Source organism: Nisaea sp. (assembly GCF_039990255.1).
GTDB lineage: Bacteria > Pseudomonadota > Alphaproteobacteria > Thalassobaculales > Thalassobaculaceae > Nisaea.
This window is the reverse complement of sequence record NZ_JBDXGG010000018.1, coordinates 696,160-713,244: the sequence shown is the minus strand read 5'-3', so window position 1 is coordinate 713,244 and position 17,085 is coordinate 696,160. Positions and strand designations below refer to the sequence as shown.

Annotated in this window: 15 protein-coding genes and 1 tRNA gene; 2 read left to right on the top strand and 14 right to left on the bottom strand. The window is 57.0% G+C overall.

What is annotated here, in order from left to right:
• The 3 genes from ABJ076_RS13610 to ABJ076_RS13600 form a co-directional block, all read right to left on the bottom strand.
• Positions 1-1,224, bottom strand: coding sequence for a PLP-dependent aminotransferase family protein (locus ABJ076_RS13610; protein WP_348193999.1), 1,224 nt, complete (start codon positions 1,222-1,224; stop codon positions 1-3).
• Between the two features lie 91 nt (positions 1,225-1,315).
• Positions 1,316-2,170, bottom strand: coding sequence for an FkbM family methyltransferase (locus ABJ076_RS13605; protein ID WP_348193997.1), 855 nt, complete (start codon positions 2,168-2,170; stop codon positions 1,316-1,318).
• Between the two features lie 146 nt (positions 2,171-2,316).
• On the bottom strand, positions 2,317-3,492 hold the full coding sequence (locus ABJ076_RS13600) for a M20 aminoacylase family protein (RefSeq protein WP_348193995.1): 1,176 nt from the start codon (positions 3,490-3,492) through the stop codon (positions 2,317-2,319).
• Positions 3,493-4,050: 558 nt separating this feature from the next.
• On the opposite strand from ABJ076_RS13600, the gene ABJ076_RS13595 reads away from it, so the two are divergent.
• Positions 4,051-6,108, top strand: coding sequence for a methyl-accepting chemotaxis protein (locus ABJ076_RS13595; RefSeq protein WP_348193993.1), 2,058 nt, complete (start codon positions 4,051-4,053; stop codon positions 6,106-6,108).
• Between the two features lie 42 nt (positions 6,109-6,150).
• Here ABJ076_RS13595 and ABJ076_RS13590 read toward each other — a convergent pair whose 3' ends face one another.
• Both ABJ076_RS13590 and ABJ076_RS13585 read right to left on the bottom strand, forming a co-directional pair.
• The gene (locus tag ABJ076_RS13590; RefSeq protein ID WP_348193991.1) at positions 6,151-7,059 is read right to left on the bottom strand and encodes a cytochrome c; all 909 of its coding nucleotides are present in this window, start codon (positions 7,057-7,059) and stop codon (positions 6,151-6,153) included.
• Positions 7,060-7,125: 66 nt separating this feature from the next.
• On the bottom strand, positions 7,126-7,599 hold the full coding sequence (locus ABJ076_RS13585) for a cytochrome c (RefSeq protein ID WP_348193989.1): 474 nt from the start codon (positions 7,597-7,599) through the stop codon (positions 7,126-7,128).
• 194 nt (positions 7,600-7,793) lie between these two features.
• Here ABJ076_RS13585 and ABJ076_RS13580 point away from each other — a divergent pair, with 194 nt between their 5' ends.
• The gene (locus tag ABJ076_RS13580) at positions 7,794-8,318 is read left to right on the top strand and encodes a hypothetical protein (RefSeq protein ID WP_348193987.1); all 525 of its coding nucleotides are present in this window, start codon (positions 7,794-7,796) and stop codon (positions 8,316-8,318) included.
• 78 nt (positions 8,319-8,396) lie between these two features.
• Here ABJ076_RS13580 and ABJ076_RS13575 read toward each other — a convergent pair.
• From ABJ076_RS13575 to ilvN, 9 genes are all read right to left on the bottom strand, one after another.
• Positions 8,397-8,472: transfer RNA gene (locus tag ABJ076_RS13575), tRNA-Lys, on the bottom strand.
• A 59-nt stretch (positions 8,473-8,531) separates the two neighbouring features.
• On the bottom strand, positions 8,532-9,098 hold the full coding sequence (locus tag ABJ076_RS13570; protein ID WP_348199691.1) for a hypothetical protein: 567 nt from the start codon (positions 9,096-9,098) through the stop codon (positions 8,532-8,534).
• A gap of 177 nt (positions 9,099-9,275) precedes the next feature.
• A complete protein-coding gene (gene rodA / locus ABJ076_RS13565; protein ID WP_348188011.1) occupies positions 9,276-10,424 on the bottom strand; it encodes a rod shape-determining protein RodA in 1,149 nt (382 codons plus the stop codon).
• 15 nt (positions 10,425-10,439) lie between these two features.
• On the bottom strand, positions 10,440-12,446 hold the full coding sequence (mrdA, locus tag ABJ076_RS13560; RefSeq protein WP_348199692.1) for a penicillin-binding protein 2: 2,007 nt from the start codon (positions 12,444-12,446) through the stop codon (positions 10,440-10,442).
• 7 nt (positions 12,447-12,453) lie between these two features.
• Positions 12,454-12,963 carry a rod shape-determining protein MreD gene (gene mreD / locus ABJ076_RS13555; protein ID WP_348188005.1) on the bottom strand — a complete coding sequence of 170 codons (510 nt, stop codon included), beginning with the start codon at positions 12,961-12,963 and terminating at the stop codon, positions 12,454-12,456.
• Positions 12,960-13,901, bottom strand: coding sequence for a rod shape-determining protein MreC (gene mreC, locus ABJ076_RS13550; RefSeq protein ID WP_348188003.1), 942 nt, complete (start codon positions 13,899-13,901; stop codon positions 12,960-12,962). Before mreC ends, mreD begins: the two co-directional genes overlap by 4 nt.
• A gap of 49 nt (positions 13,902-13,950) precedes the next feature.
• Positions 13,951-14,994, bottom strand: a complete 1,044-nt coding sequence (locus tag ABJ076_RS13545; protein WP_193171299.1) for a rod shape-determining protein — start codon at positions 14,992-14,994, stop codon at positions 13,951-13,953.
• 301 nt (positions 14,995-15,295) lie between these two features.
• The gene (gene ilvC / locus ABJ076_RS13540) at positions 15,296-16,315 is read right to left on the bottom strand and encodes a ketol-acid reductoisomerase (protein WP_348188000.1); all 1,020 of its coding nucleotides are present in this window, start codon (positions 16,313-16,315) and stop codon (positions 15,296-15,298) included.
• Between the two features lie 137 nt (positions 16,316-16,452).
• Positions 16,453-17,025, bottom strand: a complete 573-nt coding sequence (ilvN, locus tag ABJ076_RS13535) for an acetolactate synthase small subunit (protein WP_348187998.1) — start codon at positions 17,023-17,025, stop codon at positions 16,453-16,455.
• Between the last annotated feature and the right edge of the window lie 60 nt (positions 17,026-17,085).

Sequence of the window (17,085 nt, the reverse complement as noted above, 5' to 3'; positions counted from 1 at the left end):
TCATGCGTTCGCGATGGTCTTAGGAACGCCGAACTCCTCCCGACAGACCTCAGCGAGTGCCGCCACCCCCTTGCGGATAGTTTCAATAGGAGGGTTGGCATAACAGATTCGGATCGCCCGCTTCGCCCCTGGCCCTTCAATAGACCATTCGGCACCCGGATTGACCTGGATACCGTGCTTGGCCGCTTCCGCCGCAAGGCGTGACGTATCGACCTCGGCCGGCAGTTTGACCCAAAGGAAGATGCCGCCCGGCGGCGCTTCGAATTCCGCCACCGTGCCGAAGTTCTTCTCCATCGCCTCGACCAGCACATCACATTTCTGCTTCAGCACCTTGTTCAGCCCGGCGACATGATCTTCGAAATGCATGTTGCAGAATTCGGCCAACACCATTTGCTCAAGGGCGCCGGAACCTGCGTCGGTCTTGCAGGACAGCAATCGCGCCAAGAACGCCCAGGGTGCAACGATGAAGCCGACGCGAAGGGCCGGAGCGATGGATTTGGAGAAGGAGCCGACAAAGACCACACGTCCGCTCTTGTCCAGCGCATGCAAGGCAGGGGGACGCTTGCCATCCCAGATCAGGTCCGAGTAGCACTCGTCCTCAATCACGGCGACATCGTACTGCTCGGCCAGCCGCAGCAACTCCTCGCGGCGGTCCAACGGCATAATTGAGGCGGTCGGGTTCTGCACGGTCGGGATGACGTATATGAATTTCGGCTTTTTTCCTTCGGAAGCCAGTTTGGCCAGGGTCTCGGCCAGATGGTCCATCCGCATGCCCTGTTCATCCAACTTGATACCGATCGGGGTAACGCCGAGGCGCTGGAACCGCGTCAGGCAACCGCCGTAGGTCGCCTCCTCGATCAACACCGTATCCCCCGGCGCCAGCATCACCTCATTGATAAGGTCGAGCCCCTGCAGGGAGCCGGAAGTCAGAAGCACATCGTCCGCCGTACAGGTCATCCCCGCATCGCGGCCCAGTTTCCCGGCAAGGAATTCACGGAGCGGGCGATAGCCTTGGGGGCCGCTTTCCAGACTGTAGGTTGCGAGAGTCGCCCCCTCGCGCTGCAGAACGCGTGTCGCCGCATCAACCAGAGCGTCGGTTGGAATGCTCTCCGGCGCATTGTGACCACCAACGAAGTTGAAGTCCGGAAACCCATTCCAGCGCCCCGCCGGCGCCGGCAGGTCCGGCCGAACCACGCCTTCAAAATCAAACTCCTGCGATGTCATCGCGCTTCCCCACCTGATGATTCCCCAATTGGAACACAGCGTGGCGGGGATCAGAGGTCAGGACAAGGTCAGGACGCACAAACGACGCGCACTAGTGACGTTCCAGTTTCCGCAGATACGCCTCGCCAAAACGCGTTCCCAGCATGGCATCGCGGGTCAGCAGTGCCCGCAGGGCGACGTCGAAAGAGCTGTAAACGTCATGCATGATCAACGCAATTTTCAGCAACTGCACTGGGTTCAGCAAGTCGAAGCGCGTGAAATCCCGAATGAAGATCGCATCGGCCCACACGAACTGGCTAAGACCAGCATATGGATTGCTATCAACGGTAAGCGGCTTGACCACCCTGCTCACCTGCTGAACGAAGCGATGAAGCATGAACCCATGTTGCCGCAAGAACAGATCGACGTCTGAGAACAGAGGTTGGTTCTCATACATCGGCATGAATTCGACTTCAGACTGAATAACAAGACAGTTTGCGAGTTTGTCGGTCCCGTTCCGAAAGACTTCCAGCTCAGCACCCTGAATGTCGATTTTCAGAAAGTCGAGATTATCAATCTCGGCAACGTCATCCAGGCGAACCGTCTGGACCGTCTCTCGGCCAATTACCTGGCCCCATTCGTCGAAGCCGTGAAAACAGTTCAGCACCGCTGGATTGGGTTCCAACAAAGAGGTCATACCCGGCGCTTTACAGATCCTCAAAACCTGCTCAGTTCCATCGTAAACCGCATGGGGAAGATAGGTTTCATGTGCGCTTTTCTGCGACTGCAGCTCAGCCAAGGCATCCATGTTAGGCTCGAACCCGACGAGCCGCACCTTCCCTGCTTCAAGAAGATCCTGATAAGGCGGGCGGCCATCGACCGCAATCGGATTGGCGCCTATATCGACGACATCGAGCGTCACTTCAATGTCGAGCATTTCCGTCAGCGACGGTCGTTCCGCACTCATCTTGCCCCCACGAGGAAACATGTCACCGATTTAACTGTGGAGGCTCGCATCTCCCGTCCAGCCCGGCAACAGAAAGCAATTTTCCCGGCATGCAAACGGCGCCCCTGTTTCCAGAGGCGCCGCAGAAATGAATTATCGTTTGCGGACTAGCCGGCGCGCGGCAGCTCCGCCTCTACTAGAGCCGCCCACAGGCTGGCACCTGTGGTCAGGGTCTCGTCGTTGAAGTCATATTCCGGATGGTGCACCGAGTGGGTGTGGGTTTCGTCGCCACCGCCAAGGAAGATATAGGCGCCCGGGCGCTCTTCCAACATGAAGGAAAAGTCCTCACTCCCCATCAATGCTTCGGTCTCAGGGTCAACAGCTTCCATGCCGACGACGCTGGCTGCGGCAGAGATGACCCGATCGACCTGAGCATCATGGTTAGACGTGACCGGGTATCCCTCGTGGTATTCGCATTCGATTTCAATCCCGTTAGCCAGCGCCAAACCCTCGCAGAGCTTACGGAACTTCTCCTTTATCAGCGCCTGGACCTCTTTGGTCATGGTGCGGACAGACGCATCCAACGTGGCCTCGCCCGGAATGACATTGTTCGCCGTACCGGCATGAAACTGTGTGATGCTGACAACGGCAGTATCGAACGGATTGATCGAGCGGGAAACGAAGGTCTGGGCAGCCTGATAGATCTGTGTTCCGATGGCAATCGGATCAATTGCCATGTGTGGCATCGCCGCATGGCCGCCGCGGGCCTTAATGGTGATGGTGACCCTGTCGGCACCTGCCATTAGCGGCCCCTTACGGATGCCGAAGGTGTTCTTTGGAAGCTGTGGCATATTGTGCAGTCCATAGACGGCGTCGCACGGAAAACGCTCAAACAGGCCGTCCTCAATCATCGTCCGGGCCCCTGCACCGCCTTCTTCAGCGGGCTGGAAGTAGAGGTTTACGGTGCCGTCGAAATTCCGTGTCTCTGCCAGATATTTCGCCGCGCCGAGCAGCGTAGACGTATGCCCGTCATGGCCGCAGGCGTGCATCTTGCCGGGAACCGTCGACTTATATTCCGGGCTTGAGACTTCCTGCATCGGCAGCGCGTCCATATCCGCCCTGATGCCTATAGCACCTGTTCCGGAACCGTTACCCTTGATGACGCCAACCACACCGGTCCTGCCAACACCTTCATGAGTTTCAATCCCCCAGGAGCGCAGCTTTTCAGCAACAATTCCGGCCGTCCGCGTCTCTTCGTAACAGAGCTCCGGGTGCATATGAAAGTCATGGCGCCATTCGCGCATTTCGCCCTCGAATTCGGCGATACGGTTCTTGATTGGCATTACTACCTGTTCCTTTTCAATTTCCCATCGCAGCGGCAAAGCCGGGCGGGTGCGTTGACGCCGCCATATCGGTCGGCCATGTCGGGATAGTCCGGGGGAAGGTTGCATGGGCAACCCAACAGTCACTCTGATTGTGACCAGAAAAGAGTATTTACTTTACAACAACCGAGCCCAGCACGGGAAGCAACAAGCTCCAATTTAGCGGAAAGAGACCGTTTACCCAAGACGAAGCGCCAATGCCGTTCATCCTGTTCGCCGCAGCAATCAGGACTTACCGCAAGCGCACATGAGAGACACCACCCAGAAAGATTCCGAATTTACGCATGTTTCCAAAAGCATTAACACATCGTTAATAATATGATATTAATCATATTAAAAGAACACTAAAAGTAGAAAAACACTTAAAAAAATAATTAAATACCCACTTATGCACCCTAGATTCAACAATAGGGAGATATTCATGATCCCAATAAACTATAATCGGACAATAAAAATGTTTTAGTTGTGCAATTTTTAGCACAACAACTTACTAAATGATCACGTAAAGGGTTGCTCGACATGTTTACCAGTCTCTCGATCCGCAAGAAAATAGTAGCCGTATGCCTCGTCACTCTCCCGCTTCCACTACTTGCTCTGGCTTATGCCGTATATTCAATGAACCTGATAGGTATGGAACTCAAAGAGATTGCAGAAGAGGACATGCCAATCACCCGGCAATTGACAGAAGTAACCGTATTGCAGCTCGAGCAAGCGATTCACTTCGAAAAAGCCCTGCGGTTTGCCGGAATAATGAAAAATGGCATGGATGTCGAGGCCACAGTCTCCAAAGAAATCAAGAAATTCGAAGAACAGAGTAAGGCCACAGACGAAATATTCATTGAGCTCGAAGAAAAACTTAAACACGCCATCCAAATCGCCACATCTCATGGCTCAACAACCGCAGTTGAGGAGTTTAATTTAATCTCCGCGCAGACGAAAGAAGCCAAGTTGATTCATGCTGATTACGAGGCTTTCGCCAAATCCTCGTTTGAAGCAATTCGGGCTGGAGACATTGAAGCAGCAACGGGTTTCGCCGAGAAAGCTGAAGATCTGGAAATCGTCCTCGATGAAAAGATGAAAAATACTCTTACTGAAATCGAAGACTTCACACAGCACTCGCTCTACATCGCGGAGCAACATGAGCGAGAGAGTTTGAAGATCATCATCGTTCTTGCCGCCATCGGTCTTATCGGCGGGCTTTTTAGCGGCATGTTCATCGGTAATGCGATTGCGCGCCCGATCGTAAAACTGACATCCGCCATGGCCCGTCTTTCCACGGGAGATAACAGTGTGGAAGTGCCCGCGCTAGAACGCAAAGACGAGATCGGAAGCATGGCGGAAGCCGTTTCGGTTTTTAAGGAAGCCAACATCGAGCTCGAGCAGATGACCGAATCCCGACAGCAGGAGCAGGAAGAACAACAGCGCCGGTTGCAGGAAGAGATGTTGACCCTCAGCAACCAGCTGGAGGATGAGCTGAAAACTGCGGTCGCCTCTATCGCCACGGAGATGGAGCAAATGCGCCAACGCTCGGAAACCATGAACCAGTCGGCGGATAATGTGAGAGAAGAAAGCATGGCTGTCGCAGCCGCCTCCGAGGAAGCAACAGTTAATGTTAATACCGTCGCCGCAGCATCCCAGGAGATGTCCCAATCGATTCAGGAGATCAGCCGTCAGGTCGGCTCGTCAACCAGTATCGCAAGGGATGCGGCAACTGAGATCGAGAAAACCAACACAACGGTCGAGGGGCTGGCGAGCGCAGCAGAGAAGATCGGCGCTGTGGTCAATATGATCACGGATATCGCTGAGCAAACCAATCTTCTGGCCCTCAATGCGACAATCGAAGCGGCCCGCGCCGGGGAAGCAGGAAAAGGATTCGCGGTTGTTGCATCGGAAGTAAAATCACTCGCCAACCAAACCGGCAGCGCGACGGAAGAAATCGCCGGGCAAGTCCAGAGCATCCAGAACATCGCCAGCGATGCGGTTCAGGCAATGCGGGGAATCGGCGATACCGTGTCGCGGATAAACGAAATCTCGGAAGAAATCACGTCCGCGATTGAGCAGCAAACCGATACGACCAATGAAATCACACAGAACGTCCAGGAAGCCGCTATGGGCACCCAGGAAGTCTCAGGAAAGATCACGGGTGTTGCCTCTTCGGCCGCGGAGAATGGTAACATATCGAAGGAGATCAGTTCGTCCGCTAGCGTGATCACTGAAAAAATGCTCGAACTGCAAGGCCGATTGACTGCAATCGTTCGGGAATCTGCGGCGGGAAATCGGCGCGATGCAGAGCGTAAATCGCTCATGACAACATCCAGGTTCCGCGCCGGAAATACCTGGTATGATTGCAATATCCACGACATCTCGGAGTCTGGACTTGAGATTGGCACCGACCAGCTTGTACCGGAGGGCTCGGTAATCGAAATTGACCTGACTGGGCTCGGCACTGCCCGTGCGAAAGTTGTCAGGCAACGCAAGCGCGTCAAAGGCTTCGGAGCAGAGTTCATTGAGCTCGACGAAGCCATCCGCGATTCGATTAGCAAATGGGGCAGTGGCAACACTTCTCTGGCCGCCTAACGAACATAGAGGCGCTCTATCGATCAGCCGTTACCGGGGAGCTTATTCTAACGCGCTTATCGAAGGGACAGATTTGAGGTAACGGGCGATCGCGCGGCGATCCTCGTCACTCAACTGGCTGGTATTATCTACCACCTCAACCATCGAACCTCCGACAGTATCAAAATCCGGGGTGAACCCGGATTTCAGGTATTCCGCGATATCGGCTTCCGACCACGACGCAATCCCCTTGCCGGCCGGAGTCAAGTTCGGGATGGATCCTTCCCCGTCCGGATTGGGCCCACCTGCCAGCCAGTGCGAAAGATCGGGGCCACCGATAGCAGAGCGTGGCGTATGGCATTCCCCGCAATGGCCCGGCCCTTCAACCAGGTAACGCCCTCTCTCCAAATCGACGCCGACCTCCACCACCGGACCAGGATCGAGATAGAGCCGTTTCCAGAGGCCTAGACCTCGCCGGACCGAAAACGGGAAGCCGACTGCGTGTGGACTGTTCGCCTGACCACTCGCTGGCAGCGCCCTCATATAGGCCCAGAGGTCCAGCAGGTCTTCGGTCTTCATCCGAGCGTAAGAAGTGTAGGGGAATGCCGGGTAGTAATGGCTGCCATCGGGCGAAACGCCATGCTTCATGGCATTGACGAAATCGACAACATCCCAAGCCCCGATGCCAGCATCGGGATCGGGAGAAATGTTCGGGGCATAGAAGGTCCCGAAAGCGGTGACGAAAGGCCGGCCGCCCGAAAGGACCAGCTTGCGCTCTCCCTTAGCGTCATCCGCCGCGTGACAGGAAACGCAGCCGCCTATAGCGAAAATCGTCCGGCCACGTTCAACATCACCGCCGACGGCCGACACACTATTATCCGGCACCGTTTCAGGCGCAGTCAGAACCCACCCGGCGACTGCGCCAGCAACAACCGCAACCCCGAGGAACGCCCTGCGCACTCCACCTGTCATCTTACCTTCTCCCGCGCGTCATGCGGAGCCCGGCATTAAGCCAGGCTCCTACAGAACGAGGTTCGCCTATTTGGGCGCGCGGAAGGGTTTATGGCATCCGCCACAACTTTTACCGACATCGCCCATCGCCCCTTGCAAGGCCGGCAAACCATCACCGGCAACCTTGGCCATCGCGGCCGAAGCATCCGCGAGCGCTTTACTCTTCCCGCTGATCTCTGGGTAGGTCGACCAGATTTCCGCCTTGGCGCGGGTCTTGTCGGGCATCGCTGTTGCGTCCGAGCCTTTCGGCCACATTGCCCCCTGGCTCAGAGCAGCCAGCGCGGCGAGGTTACCAGCAGCGGCACTTGCCGCAGCCGCATCATAGGCGACATTGCCTTTAGCCATCGCACCAAGTTGGCCAAGATTGAAGGAATAGAGCTGCATCGCCGCCTTACGAGCTTCAATAGCTTTTTCCAGGTGGCCATCCGCAAACGCTGGGGCCGCTACAAGAAGAGCGGCGGAAAGGCCGATACCGGCCAGTATTGTTTTGATTTTTTGCATGTTCGATCTCCCACTGCAGGCAAGTTTGCCTGCCTTCAGGCTACAGCAGGCAAACTTTCTGTATAATCACTAACTTGTAAGTCATCAAAAAATCGCTGATCTGAACGACACCAAACACGCTGGCACAGCTAACGTGTGACACCTGAGTCACCTGCCCCCCTGTGCAAATACCGGCGCAGATCTAAATCTGTTCCATGACCTGTCGCGCGCTCATCATCATCCTTTTCATACTGCTATCTTCGGCGGCGCGGGCGGACCTCGCCGTGACCTTCGTCGAGGCTGCGCCTAAAGACCTATTCATCGTGGAAAATCGCATGGATTGCGACCTCTACGATTTCGGTCTGCAGATCGACCTGAGAAGCTCCGCAGGTGGATTGTTGTTTGACATTTCCGAAGGTGGCGCGGGCGCAAGCGTCTATCAGCCATTTGAAATAGCCGAAGGACACGGGGCCATCAGGAGCTTTGAACCAGTCACGGACGGAGACCGCGTTGTCTCCATCTTGTTCGACAGGCTCGACGGGCGCAGTCGCGTCGTCTTCACAGTTGATGTGGACGACACGCTCCCCGAGGGGCCTTACGGACAGACGATGATCGACGGATTAGAGATTGCCGGCTCAAAGGTATTCATGACCATGGTCGGAGAACCGCCGTCGATGGCTGCCTTCCTCCCGAGTGGTGAGGCGACAGTCAAGCACAGGGGATGCGGGCCAGTTTCATAACGGCCCAATAACCACGTCCACGTGTCAAAGCCGGATGAATGGCCGATGTAATCGGGAGAGGCATTCACGGGCGGAGAGTGGTGGGCGCACAAGGACTCGAACCTTGGACCCGCTGATTAAGAGTCAGCTGCTCTACCAACTGAGCTATGCGCCCGCCCGTCGAAGGAGCGGATAGATACTAAAGGCGTGATCCGATTGCAAGCGGGTTTTGGACTATTCTCCGGAGGGTGCGGACCTACGCCAGGTTTGGCCGGAGCCCGGGCCGAGCAACTGTTCACGCAGCTCCTGCAGCGGGTCCTTGTCTTTGTTACTTCCACGTAGAGTCGGATCGTCAGGCAGGGCCTGCCAATTCCAGTTCCCCTCGCCGTCATCCGATAGCGGCGCTTGAGCCGTTGGTCGGGGCGATTTCGGGTCACGAACTCGGTTTTTTTTCTTGCGCGACACCTCCGGCGCGCCTTCAGGCTTTCCCAGAACCCAATCCAGTCCGAGCATATCGCGCTCTTCTTCAGCTTGCTCCGCCGGCGCCGGCGGACGGCCCCGGGTTGCTTTGGAAAGTTTCGCCTCGATCCGAGCCGTTTCCGCCTGCTCTACAGCACCGCTACCGATACTGCGCCGTTCTTCCGGCGGCAGGGAATCGAAGCTGTCCCGCGCACGATCATAATCTTGGAGATCGCCGGTTTCAGCCGCCGCATCAAGGTTACGCGTGAGATCGGTATCACCCTGACTCTCACGCGTGGAGTCGGCGAGAATTTTAAGGCTCTTGCGTTCAATCTTGTCCAAGGGTCACCAACCTGTTTGGACCTGCCCCGGAAACAGCGGACGGCATGGCCGCTAACAAAACTCTCAATCGTACAAGTTTAACAGAAAAACCCCTTAAAAGTCTATTAAGTCGCTTTTCTGATTACGGAAAACTCAACATTAGAACATTTCAACCGCCGCCTATCACGGTCGTCAGGCTCAATCTTCGTCTTCAAACCCTTGCCGACCGATCTCAATGTCACGGTGAACATAGCAGTTTATGATCAGGCCAAAACCGATCATTGCGGTCAGCATCGCTGTTCCGCCATAGGAAATCAGCGGCAACGGCACGCCGACGACCGGGATCAGCCCCATTACCATGGCAATGTTGATGAACATATAGAGAAACAACGTCGTGGTTGTTCCGAGCGCCAACAGGCGACCGAATTGACTGGAACAGCGCAGCGCAATGGCAAAGCCGTATCCGAGTGCCAGGACATAGAGCAGCAGCAGGAACAACGCTCCCGCCAGACCCAGCTCTTCGGCCAGCATGGTGAAGATGAAATCGGTCTGCTTTTCTGGCAGGAAATTCAGATGGCTTTGAGAGCCTTGCAGGAACCCTTTACCGAATAGCCCGCCGGAGCCGAGCGCGATCTTCGATTGCAAAATGTGATACCCGGCGCCGAGAGGATCGTTCTCCGGGTTCAAGAACGTTAAGATCCGGTTCTTCTGATAATTATGCAGGAACTGCCAGCCGATCGGGATAGCAGACAGGCCAAGCACAAGAACGGTGACGAACTTCCAGATCCTTACACCGGCGAGGAAGAAAATCGCTCCACCACCGAGAATGATCATGCCCGCCGTGCCCAGATCGGGCTGTCGCAGCACCAGTATCGCCGGAGCGAAGACCAGAACCAGCGGCACGAAAAGGCTGCTGATGCGGCCAACCTCCTCGAATGTCTGGCGATGGAAGTACCGCGCCAGAGCGAGCACCAGCGCCAGTTTCATCAGCTCGGAAGGTTGCAGACGAAAAACGCCGAGATCAATCCAGCGCTGTGCGCCCATGCCGATCTCGCCCGCGACCTCGACAACTCCAAGCAGGCCGAGAGACAGAAAATAGAATGCATAAGCCCAGCGCATCAGGAACCGCAGGTCGACGAGCGCGATGCTGAGCGTGATCACCAGTCCAACGCCGAACCGAATAGCCTGACGCATCGCCCAGGGCGTCCAGCTACCGTTGGCGGCCGAATAGAGCATGGCGAAGCCAACGGAAGCGATCAGCGTCAAGAGCAGGATAAGCCCCCAGTTGATCTGCTGCAGCTTGATGCCGAGCGTCAGCTCCGGCGGATTGAGAGAATTTGAGTGCATGCCAGTCGCCATGACTTAACCCTGATCCGTTTCAGGCTGGCTTTGTGGCAAAATCTCGACGGGCTCGGCCTCAGATGCTTCAAAGCCATCCACCGTCATCGCTCGGGCGAGAATGTCGCGGGCAATAGGCACCGCATATTTACTACCGCCGCCATGCTCAAGCACCACCGCAATCGCATAGCGCGGCGCGTCCGCCGGAGCATAACCGACAAACAAACCGTGGTCACGTTCGCGCCAGGGTAAATCCTCGTTTTGAATAACGCCGGTCGCCCGCTCCGCTTTGGTGATCCTCCGGACCTGGGCTGTTCCGGTTTTCCCACCGACCTGAAAACCGGATTCAGGGATTTTGGCGCTCCGTGCCGAGCCATTTGCACCGTTCACCACCCGCCGCATGCCTTCAAGCACATGGGCAAGATTGCCGCGCGAGACATTCACTTTCGGGATCGGCGCGTTGCTTTCCTGACGCTGGATAAGAGTCGGCCTCACCGCATAGCCACCATTGACCAGCCGTGCTGTCATCACCGCGAGCTGGAGCGGTGTGGCCAGAACAAAGCCCTGACCGATACCGGTAATCAGGGTCTCGCCCTTCTGCCAACGCTCACCGCGCACGGCAAGCTTCCACTCCCGGGTCGGAATCAGGCCGCTGCGCTCACCCGGCAGCTCAATCTCGAGTGTCTCGCCAAGGCCGAAGCGGCGCGCCATTTCCGAGATTCGGTCGATCCCAACCCGTTTTGCGGCCTCGTAAAAATAGACGTCACAGCTCTGCTCAAGCGCATCCTTAACATCCATCTTGCCATGCCCCCACCTCTTCCAGCAGTGGAAGCGGGCATTGCCAAGATCGGTGTGGCCGTTGCAATAGACTTCCGTCTCGGGCCCAATAACTCCGGCTTCGAGTGCGGCAAGCGCCACGATCATCTTGAAGGTAGAGCCTGGCGGGTAAGTCCCGGCGATTGCTTTGTTGGTCAAAGGGTGGCGCGGATTGGAAAGCAGGTTTTCCCAATCCCGGGCGCTCAGGCCTTTGTTGAAATTGTTCGGATCGAAACCCGGCGTCGAAGCAAGGGTCAGCACCTCACCAGTATGCACATCCATGACAATCGCGGCGCCGCTTTCGCCTGGCACAATTTTACCGCCGTTGTCGAGGAACACCGTTCCGTCGTCGTTCTCCAGATAGCGCTTCGGCACACCGGACCGCGCTAGAGCTTCCTGAACCCGGATATCCGCAATGGGAACCCGTTCAGAGCTACCGCGCTCAAGCCGTTCGTGCGCGAAAACCTGCAGGTTCATGTCAAGGGTAAGGTGAACATTCTTACCTTGTTGTCCGTCGTCGCCTGGAAGTTTCCGGATGATCCGGCCGAGCGCGTTTACCTCAACCTGGCGCCGGCCCGCAGAACCGCGCATTTCCTTATCGTAAAGCTTCTCGATACCGCTCTTACCGATGCGGAAGTCCGGTAACTCAAGCACCGGATCGCCGGTCAATTCGGTGTCGGAGACAGCCGCCACATAGCCCGTTATATTCACTGCCTTTGAGGCATAAGGATAAACCCGGGATCGGCCCTCCTCGATCCGGATACCCGGCAGATAAGGTGCATTGACCGCAACCCGGCTGATATCATCGCGGGTCAGATTTTCCACCACCGTCACCGGCACGAAGCTGCGCTTGCGGGCGACTTCTTTCAGCACCCGCTTTACGTCCCATTCGGCCACATGAACCACCTGACGCAACGCATCGATGGTGGCGCGCACATTACTGGTTTGTTCGGGCACGAGATCGACCCGGAAATTATCCTCGTTCGAGGCAACCAGAATTCCATTACGGTCCAGAATCAAGCCACGGGTCGGCGGCAGAAGCTCCAGATTGAACTGGTTTTCTTCGGACAGCGTCCGGTACCGATCCGCTTCTACGACCTGCAGATAGTAGAGCCGCGCACCAAGCGCACCGACAAGACTGAGCTGGCCCGCGCCGAGTAACAGCGAGCGCCGGGTGAAGGCCCGCTTGGTATCCTGATCCTTTGGGTTCTTCATCCGCATATTATCGCACCAGATAGCGGTGAATGCGAACGAAGAGCCAGGCCATGGCCGGGAAAAGTGCCACCGTCAGCCCAAAGCGTGCCAGCACTGTATCCGGGGCGATCCAGGCCAGCGAAAACAGTGACATGAGCGTCCAGTCCAGCAGAAACGCGCCGAAGGAAATGATGACAAAACCGCCCCATGCAATGAAGAAGGGTTTGGTCAGGAAAGTCTGACGCTGGGTTGTGGCCACACCATAGACAGCGAGGAAGATGATGGCGGTCAGGCCGAGCGGAAAGCCATGCACCAGATCCTCAGCCAGACCGGTCAGGAAAACCACCGAAGGCGGCGTGAGATCCGGTCGGTAAACGGCCCAGTAGAACACAGCCATCAGTGTAAAGGCAGGCGAGACCTGCGCGTATCCTGGAATTCCGAGCGGTACCGCGCTCACGAGCACCAGCAGCAACATCGTCGCGGCAGGCATCAGATGGCGCGCCCAAAGATCCATTCTTTGGACGAAACTTGTCTTCATCTATCGGTCTTCCCGCGGGTAACCCCGAGACGTTCAACCAGCGTCGGCTCAGGGTCCGGCGCCAGCACAGTGAAGGGCGGCGGATCCATCGGACCTGCGATCACGCCTTGCATCAGGTAATCGACGATGCGGACGAACTGAAGGTGCGTCCAGTCCACCACCGGCTTTACGCGAATACCGGATTCCGAAACGGAGGAAACAGTACCGACCGGCAAACCGGCGGGCAACATCCCGCCATGACCGGAGCTGATCACCAAATCGCCGGGAGAAACGCGATTATTCTGCGGCAGATAGAGAATGCGCGGATGGTTCGTATTGTCGCCGACAAGAATGCCCGGCTCCCGCGCCGCGCCAATCAGAACCGGAATCTGGGCATTGAGGTCCGTCACCAGAAGCATACGTGCATGCAACTCGCCAACTTCGACAACGGTCCCGGCAAGTCCGTCTTCCGAGACCACACCCTGGCCGCGCCGGACACCGCTGCGACGCCCGGCATTCAACAAGGCACTCCGGACGAACGGGCCGCCAGCCTCGGCGATCACACGGGCAGAAATGTAGCTTACAGGCGGCGGTCCGACATGCTTTGTCAGACGTTTAAGCGCCTTATTCTCCGATTCCAACAGATGAGCGACATGCTGCCACTGTTTGAGGCGACCATTCTCTTCACGCAGCAGCTCGTTCTCCGCATGCAGGTCACGCAGAGAAATGACGGTTTCCACACCTCTGGAGACGGCAGCAGCAGGGTGCGAAAGGGCATCGAGAATAGGTGCTACGGCGTCAACCGCCGCAATCTGCAATCGCTTGACGACAACAATGTCGGCTTTGCCAAGCAGCATCAGACCGAAAGCCGCCAGAACAAGGGCAGTGAACGCAAAGCGTTGCCAAAGGGTTCGCACAGGCTGGGCGACGCGGGAAAATGATGCCGGTCTACGCCCCATTCCTTGCCTGCTCCTTCCTAAGCAAACGCCATTACCACAATCTCACCGGTCAGTAGGCACCGATAAGAACGTTGCGGAGTACCTTCATTTCCTCGAGGCAGCGTCCGGTACCGAGGGCCACGCAGGAAAGCGGATCATCGGCGATGGAGACCGGGAGGCCCGTCGAATGTCGCAGCACGTAATCGAGATTGCCGAGCAGCGCACCACCACCGGTGAGCACGATGCCCTTGTCGACGATGTCCGCCGCGAGTTCCGGCGGGGTCTGCTCCAGGGCGACCTTGACCGCCTCAATAATCTGGCTAACCGGCTCGGCAAGACTTTCAGCGACCTGGCTCTGGTCGATGACCAACTCTTTCGGCACACCATTCATCAGATCACGGCCCTTGATTTCCAAGGTCTTGCCAACGCCGTCTTCCGGCGGGAAGGCAGAGCCGATTTCCTTCTTGATCCGTTCCGCACTGCCCTCACCGACCAGCAGGTTATGGTTCCGGCGGATATAGGCGATGATAGCTTCGTCCATCTTGTCGCCGCCGACCCGAACCGAGCGGGAATAAACAATACCTCCGAGCGACAGCACGGCGACCTCTGTGGTGCCACCACCAATATCGACGACCATGGAGCCTGTCGGCTCCGTCACAGGCAGGTTGGCACCGATTGCGGCAGCCATCGGCTCCTCGATCAGGAACACCCGGCGGGCACCCGCGCTCTCTGCACTTTCTTGAATGGCGCGGCGCTCAACAGCTGTCGAGCCGGACGGAACGCAGACAATGACCTGCGGGCTGGCAAAGCTGCGCCGGTTATGCACCTTGCGGATGAAGTGCTTGATCATTTCCTCGGCGACTTCGAAATCCGCAATGACACCATCGCGCAGTGGCCGGATCGCCTGAATATTGCCTGGCGTTCGGCCAAGCATCTGTTTCGCTTCGTCCCCGACGGCGAGAACCTGCTTCTTGCCGCGCACAGTGGCGATAGCAACAACCGACGGTTCATTGAGAACAATGCCCCGCCCCTTCACATAGACCAGCGTGTTCGCGGTCCCAAGGTCAATCGCCATATCGGCGGAGAGCATGCCAAGTAGGTTTGCAAAAAACATTTAGGTTCAGCCCGGTCGCGCGCTTCGGAATCGGTTCAAATACAGTGTCGCCGCCGGAATAGACCAAAGTTCGGTTTGGCCTTGCAACGGAAAACGGTCATTCGTTGCATTTACCTCTCTCCGTCCACCCGAATTCGGTGGCGCCACGGAGGAATCATATCAAAGAATCAGCTTACTATGTAATTTAATTGTCGCGGTGCTTTAGCAAAAATTTTCTAATGCGCGAAAGTGGCGGCGCGGCGGCGAAAGAATCGCCGCCGCGCTACCCTCAGGTTAGTTCTGCCAGATTTGCGCTGACAAATCAGTTCTTCGCTTTGTCGACGAGAGCGTTCTGGGAGATCCAGGGCATCATAGCGCGCAGCTTCTCGCCGACCACCTCGATATCGTGCTCGGCGGCGCGACGGCGCATGGTCTTGAAACCAGCCTGCTTGACCTGGTTTTCCAGCATCCAGCGGCGCGCAAAGTCTCCGGACTGGATATCTTCAAGAACCTTCTTCATCTCCGCCTTTACAGAATCGGTGATGATGCGTGGGCCGGTGACGTATTCGCCATACTCCGCCGTGTTGGAGATGGAGTAGTTCATGTTGGCGATGCCCCCTTCGAAGATCAGATCGACGATCAGCTTCACTTCGTGCAAGCACTCGAAATAGGCCATTTCCGGCGCATAGCCGGCTTCGACCAGAGTTTCATAGCCAGCCTTGATCATCTCGCAGAGACCGCCACAGAGGACGGCCTGCTCGCCGAACAGATCGGTTTCGCATTCTTCCTTGAAGCTGGTCTCGATGGTACCGGCCCGGCCACCGCCAATGGCGGAGGAGTAGGAAAGCGCGATCTCGAGCGCATTGCCGGAGCCGTTCTGGTGCACAGCGACCAGGCAAGGCACGCCACCGCCACGCACATACTCTGAACGCACGGTGTGGCCCGGGCCCTTCGGTGCGATCATGAAGACATCGAGGTCGGGACGCGGATCGATGAAGCTGAAATGGATGTTGAAGCCGTGCGCGAATGCAATGGCGGTGCCTTCACGCATGTTGTCTTTCAGATCCTGATCATAGATGTCGGACTGACCTTCATCCGGGGTCAGCATCATGACGACGTCAGCCCACGCAGCCGCTTCTGCTGCGGTCATGCATTTAAGACCGGCAGCTTCGACTTTGGCACGGCTCGACGAATCTTCCCGAAGCGCGACGACGATGTCCTTCACGCCACTGTCTTTCAGGTTATTGGCGTGGGCGTGCCCCTGGCTGCCGTAACCGACAATCGCAACCTTCTTGTTCTTGATCAGATTGACGTCGGCATCCCGATCGTAATAGACGCGCATTTCTAGGCCCTCTCGTTTCCGTTCCTGTATCTCAATACTTCAGTGGAGCCCCGTGGCTCCCACCCGGCGAAGATCGCCGGGCAGAATTAATCGGGCAACGGGTCGGGCTCCGGTAACTCCCGCTGCCTTAGGCCCGTTCAGGCCTTTTTCTGTGCCTTCTTGCGGTTGACCTCCAGCGTGCTGGAGACAGGCATATCCAGATTGCTGCCCCGGGCGATCGCGACGACGCCGGTGCGGGAGACCTCGATGGCGCCCAGCGCGCTCATGAGCTCGACAAACGCCGTGATCTTTGACGGGCTGCCTGTCAGCTCGAAAACAAAGCTTTCAAGCGTGCTGTCGATGGCGCGAGCGCGGAACACATCCGCGATACGAAGCGCCTCAATACGATGCTCGCCGATATTGCGGATCTTGATCAGCGCCAGCTCGCGCTCCAGGTGCGGGCCTTCGAGCGTCAAATCGTGCACGGCATGAACCGGCACCAAACGACCGAGCTGAGCCTTTATCTGGGCAATGATCAGCGGTGTCCCTGTGGTCACAATGGTGATCCGGGACAAGTGCGCCGCCGTGTCGACCGACGAGACCGTCAGGCTTTCAATGTTATAACCGCGACCGGAAAACAGGCCGATGACACGCGCAAGCACACCCGGCTCGTCGTCCACCAGCACGGCAAGAGTGTGGGTCGCTTCTGCGATTTCAGTGACTGCGTTCACTATACGCTCCGAATTCTGGGCGGCCGACCGGCCGCCGATACCTTATAGAGTGAATGGACG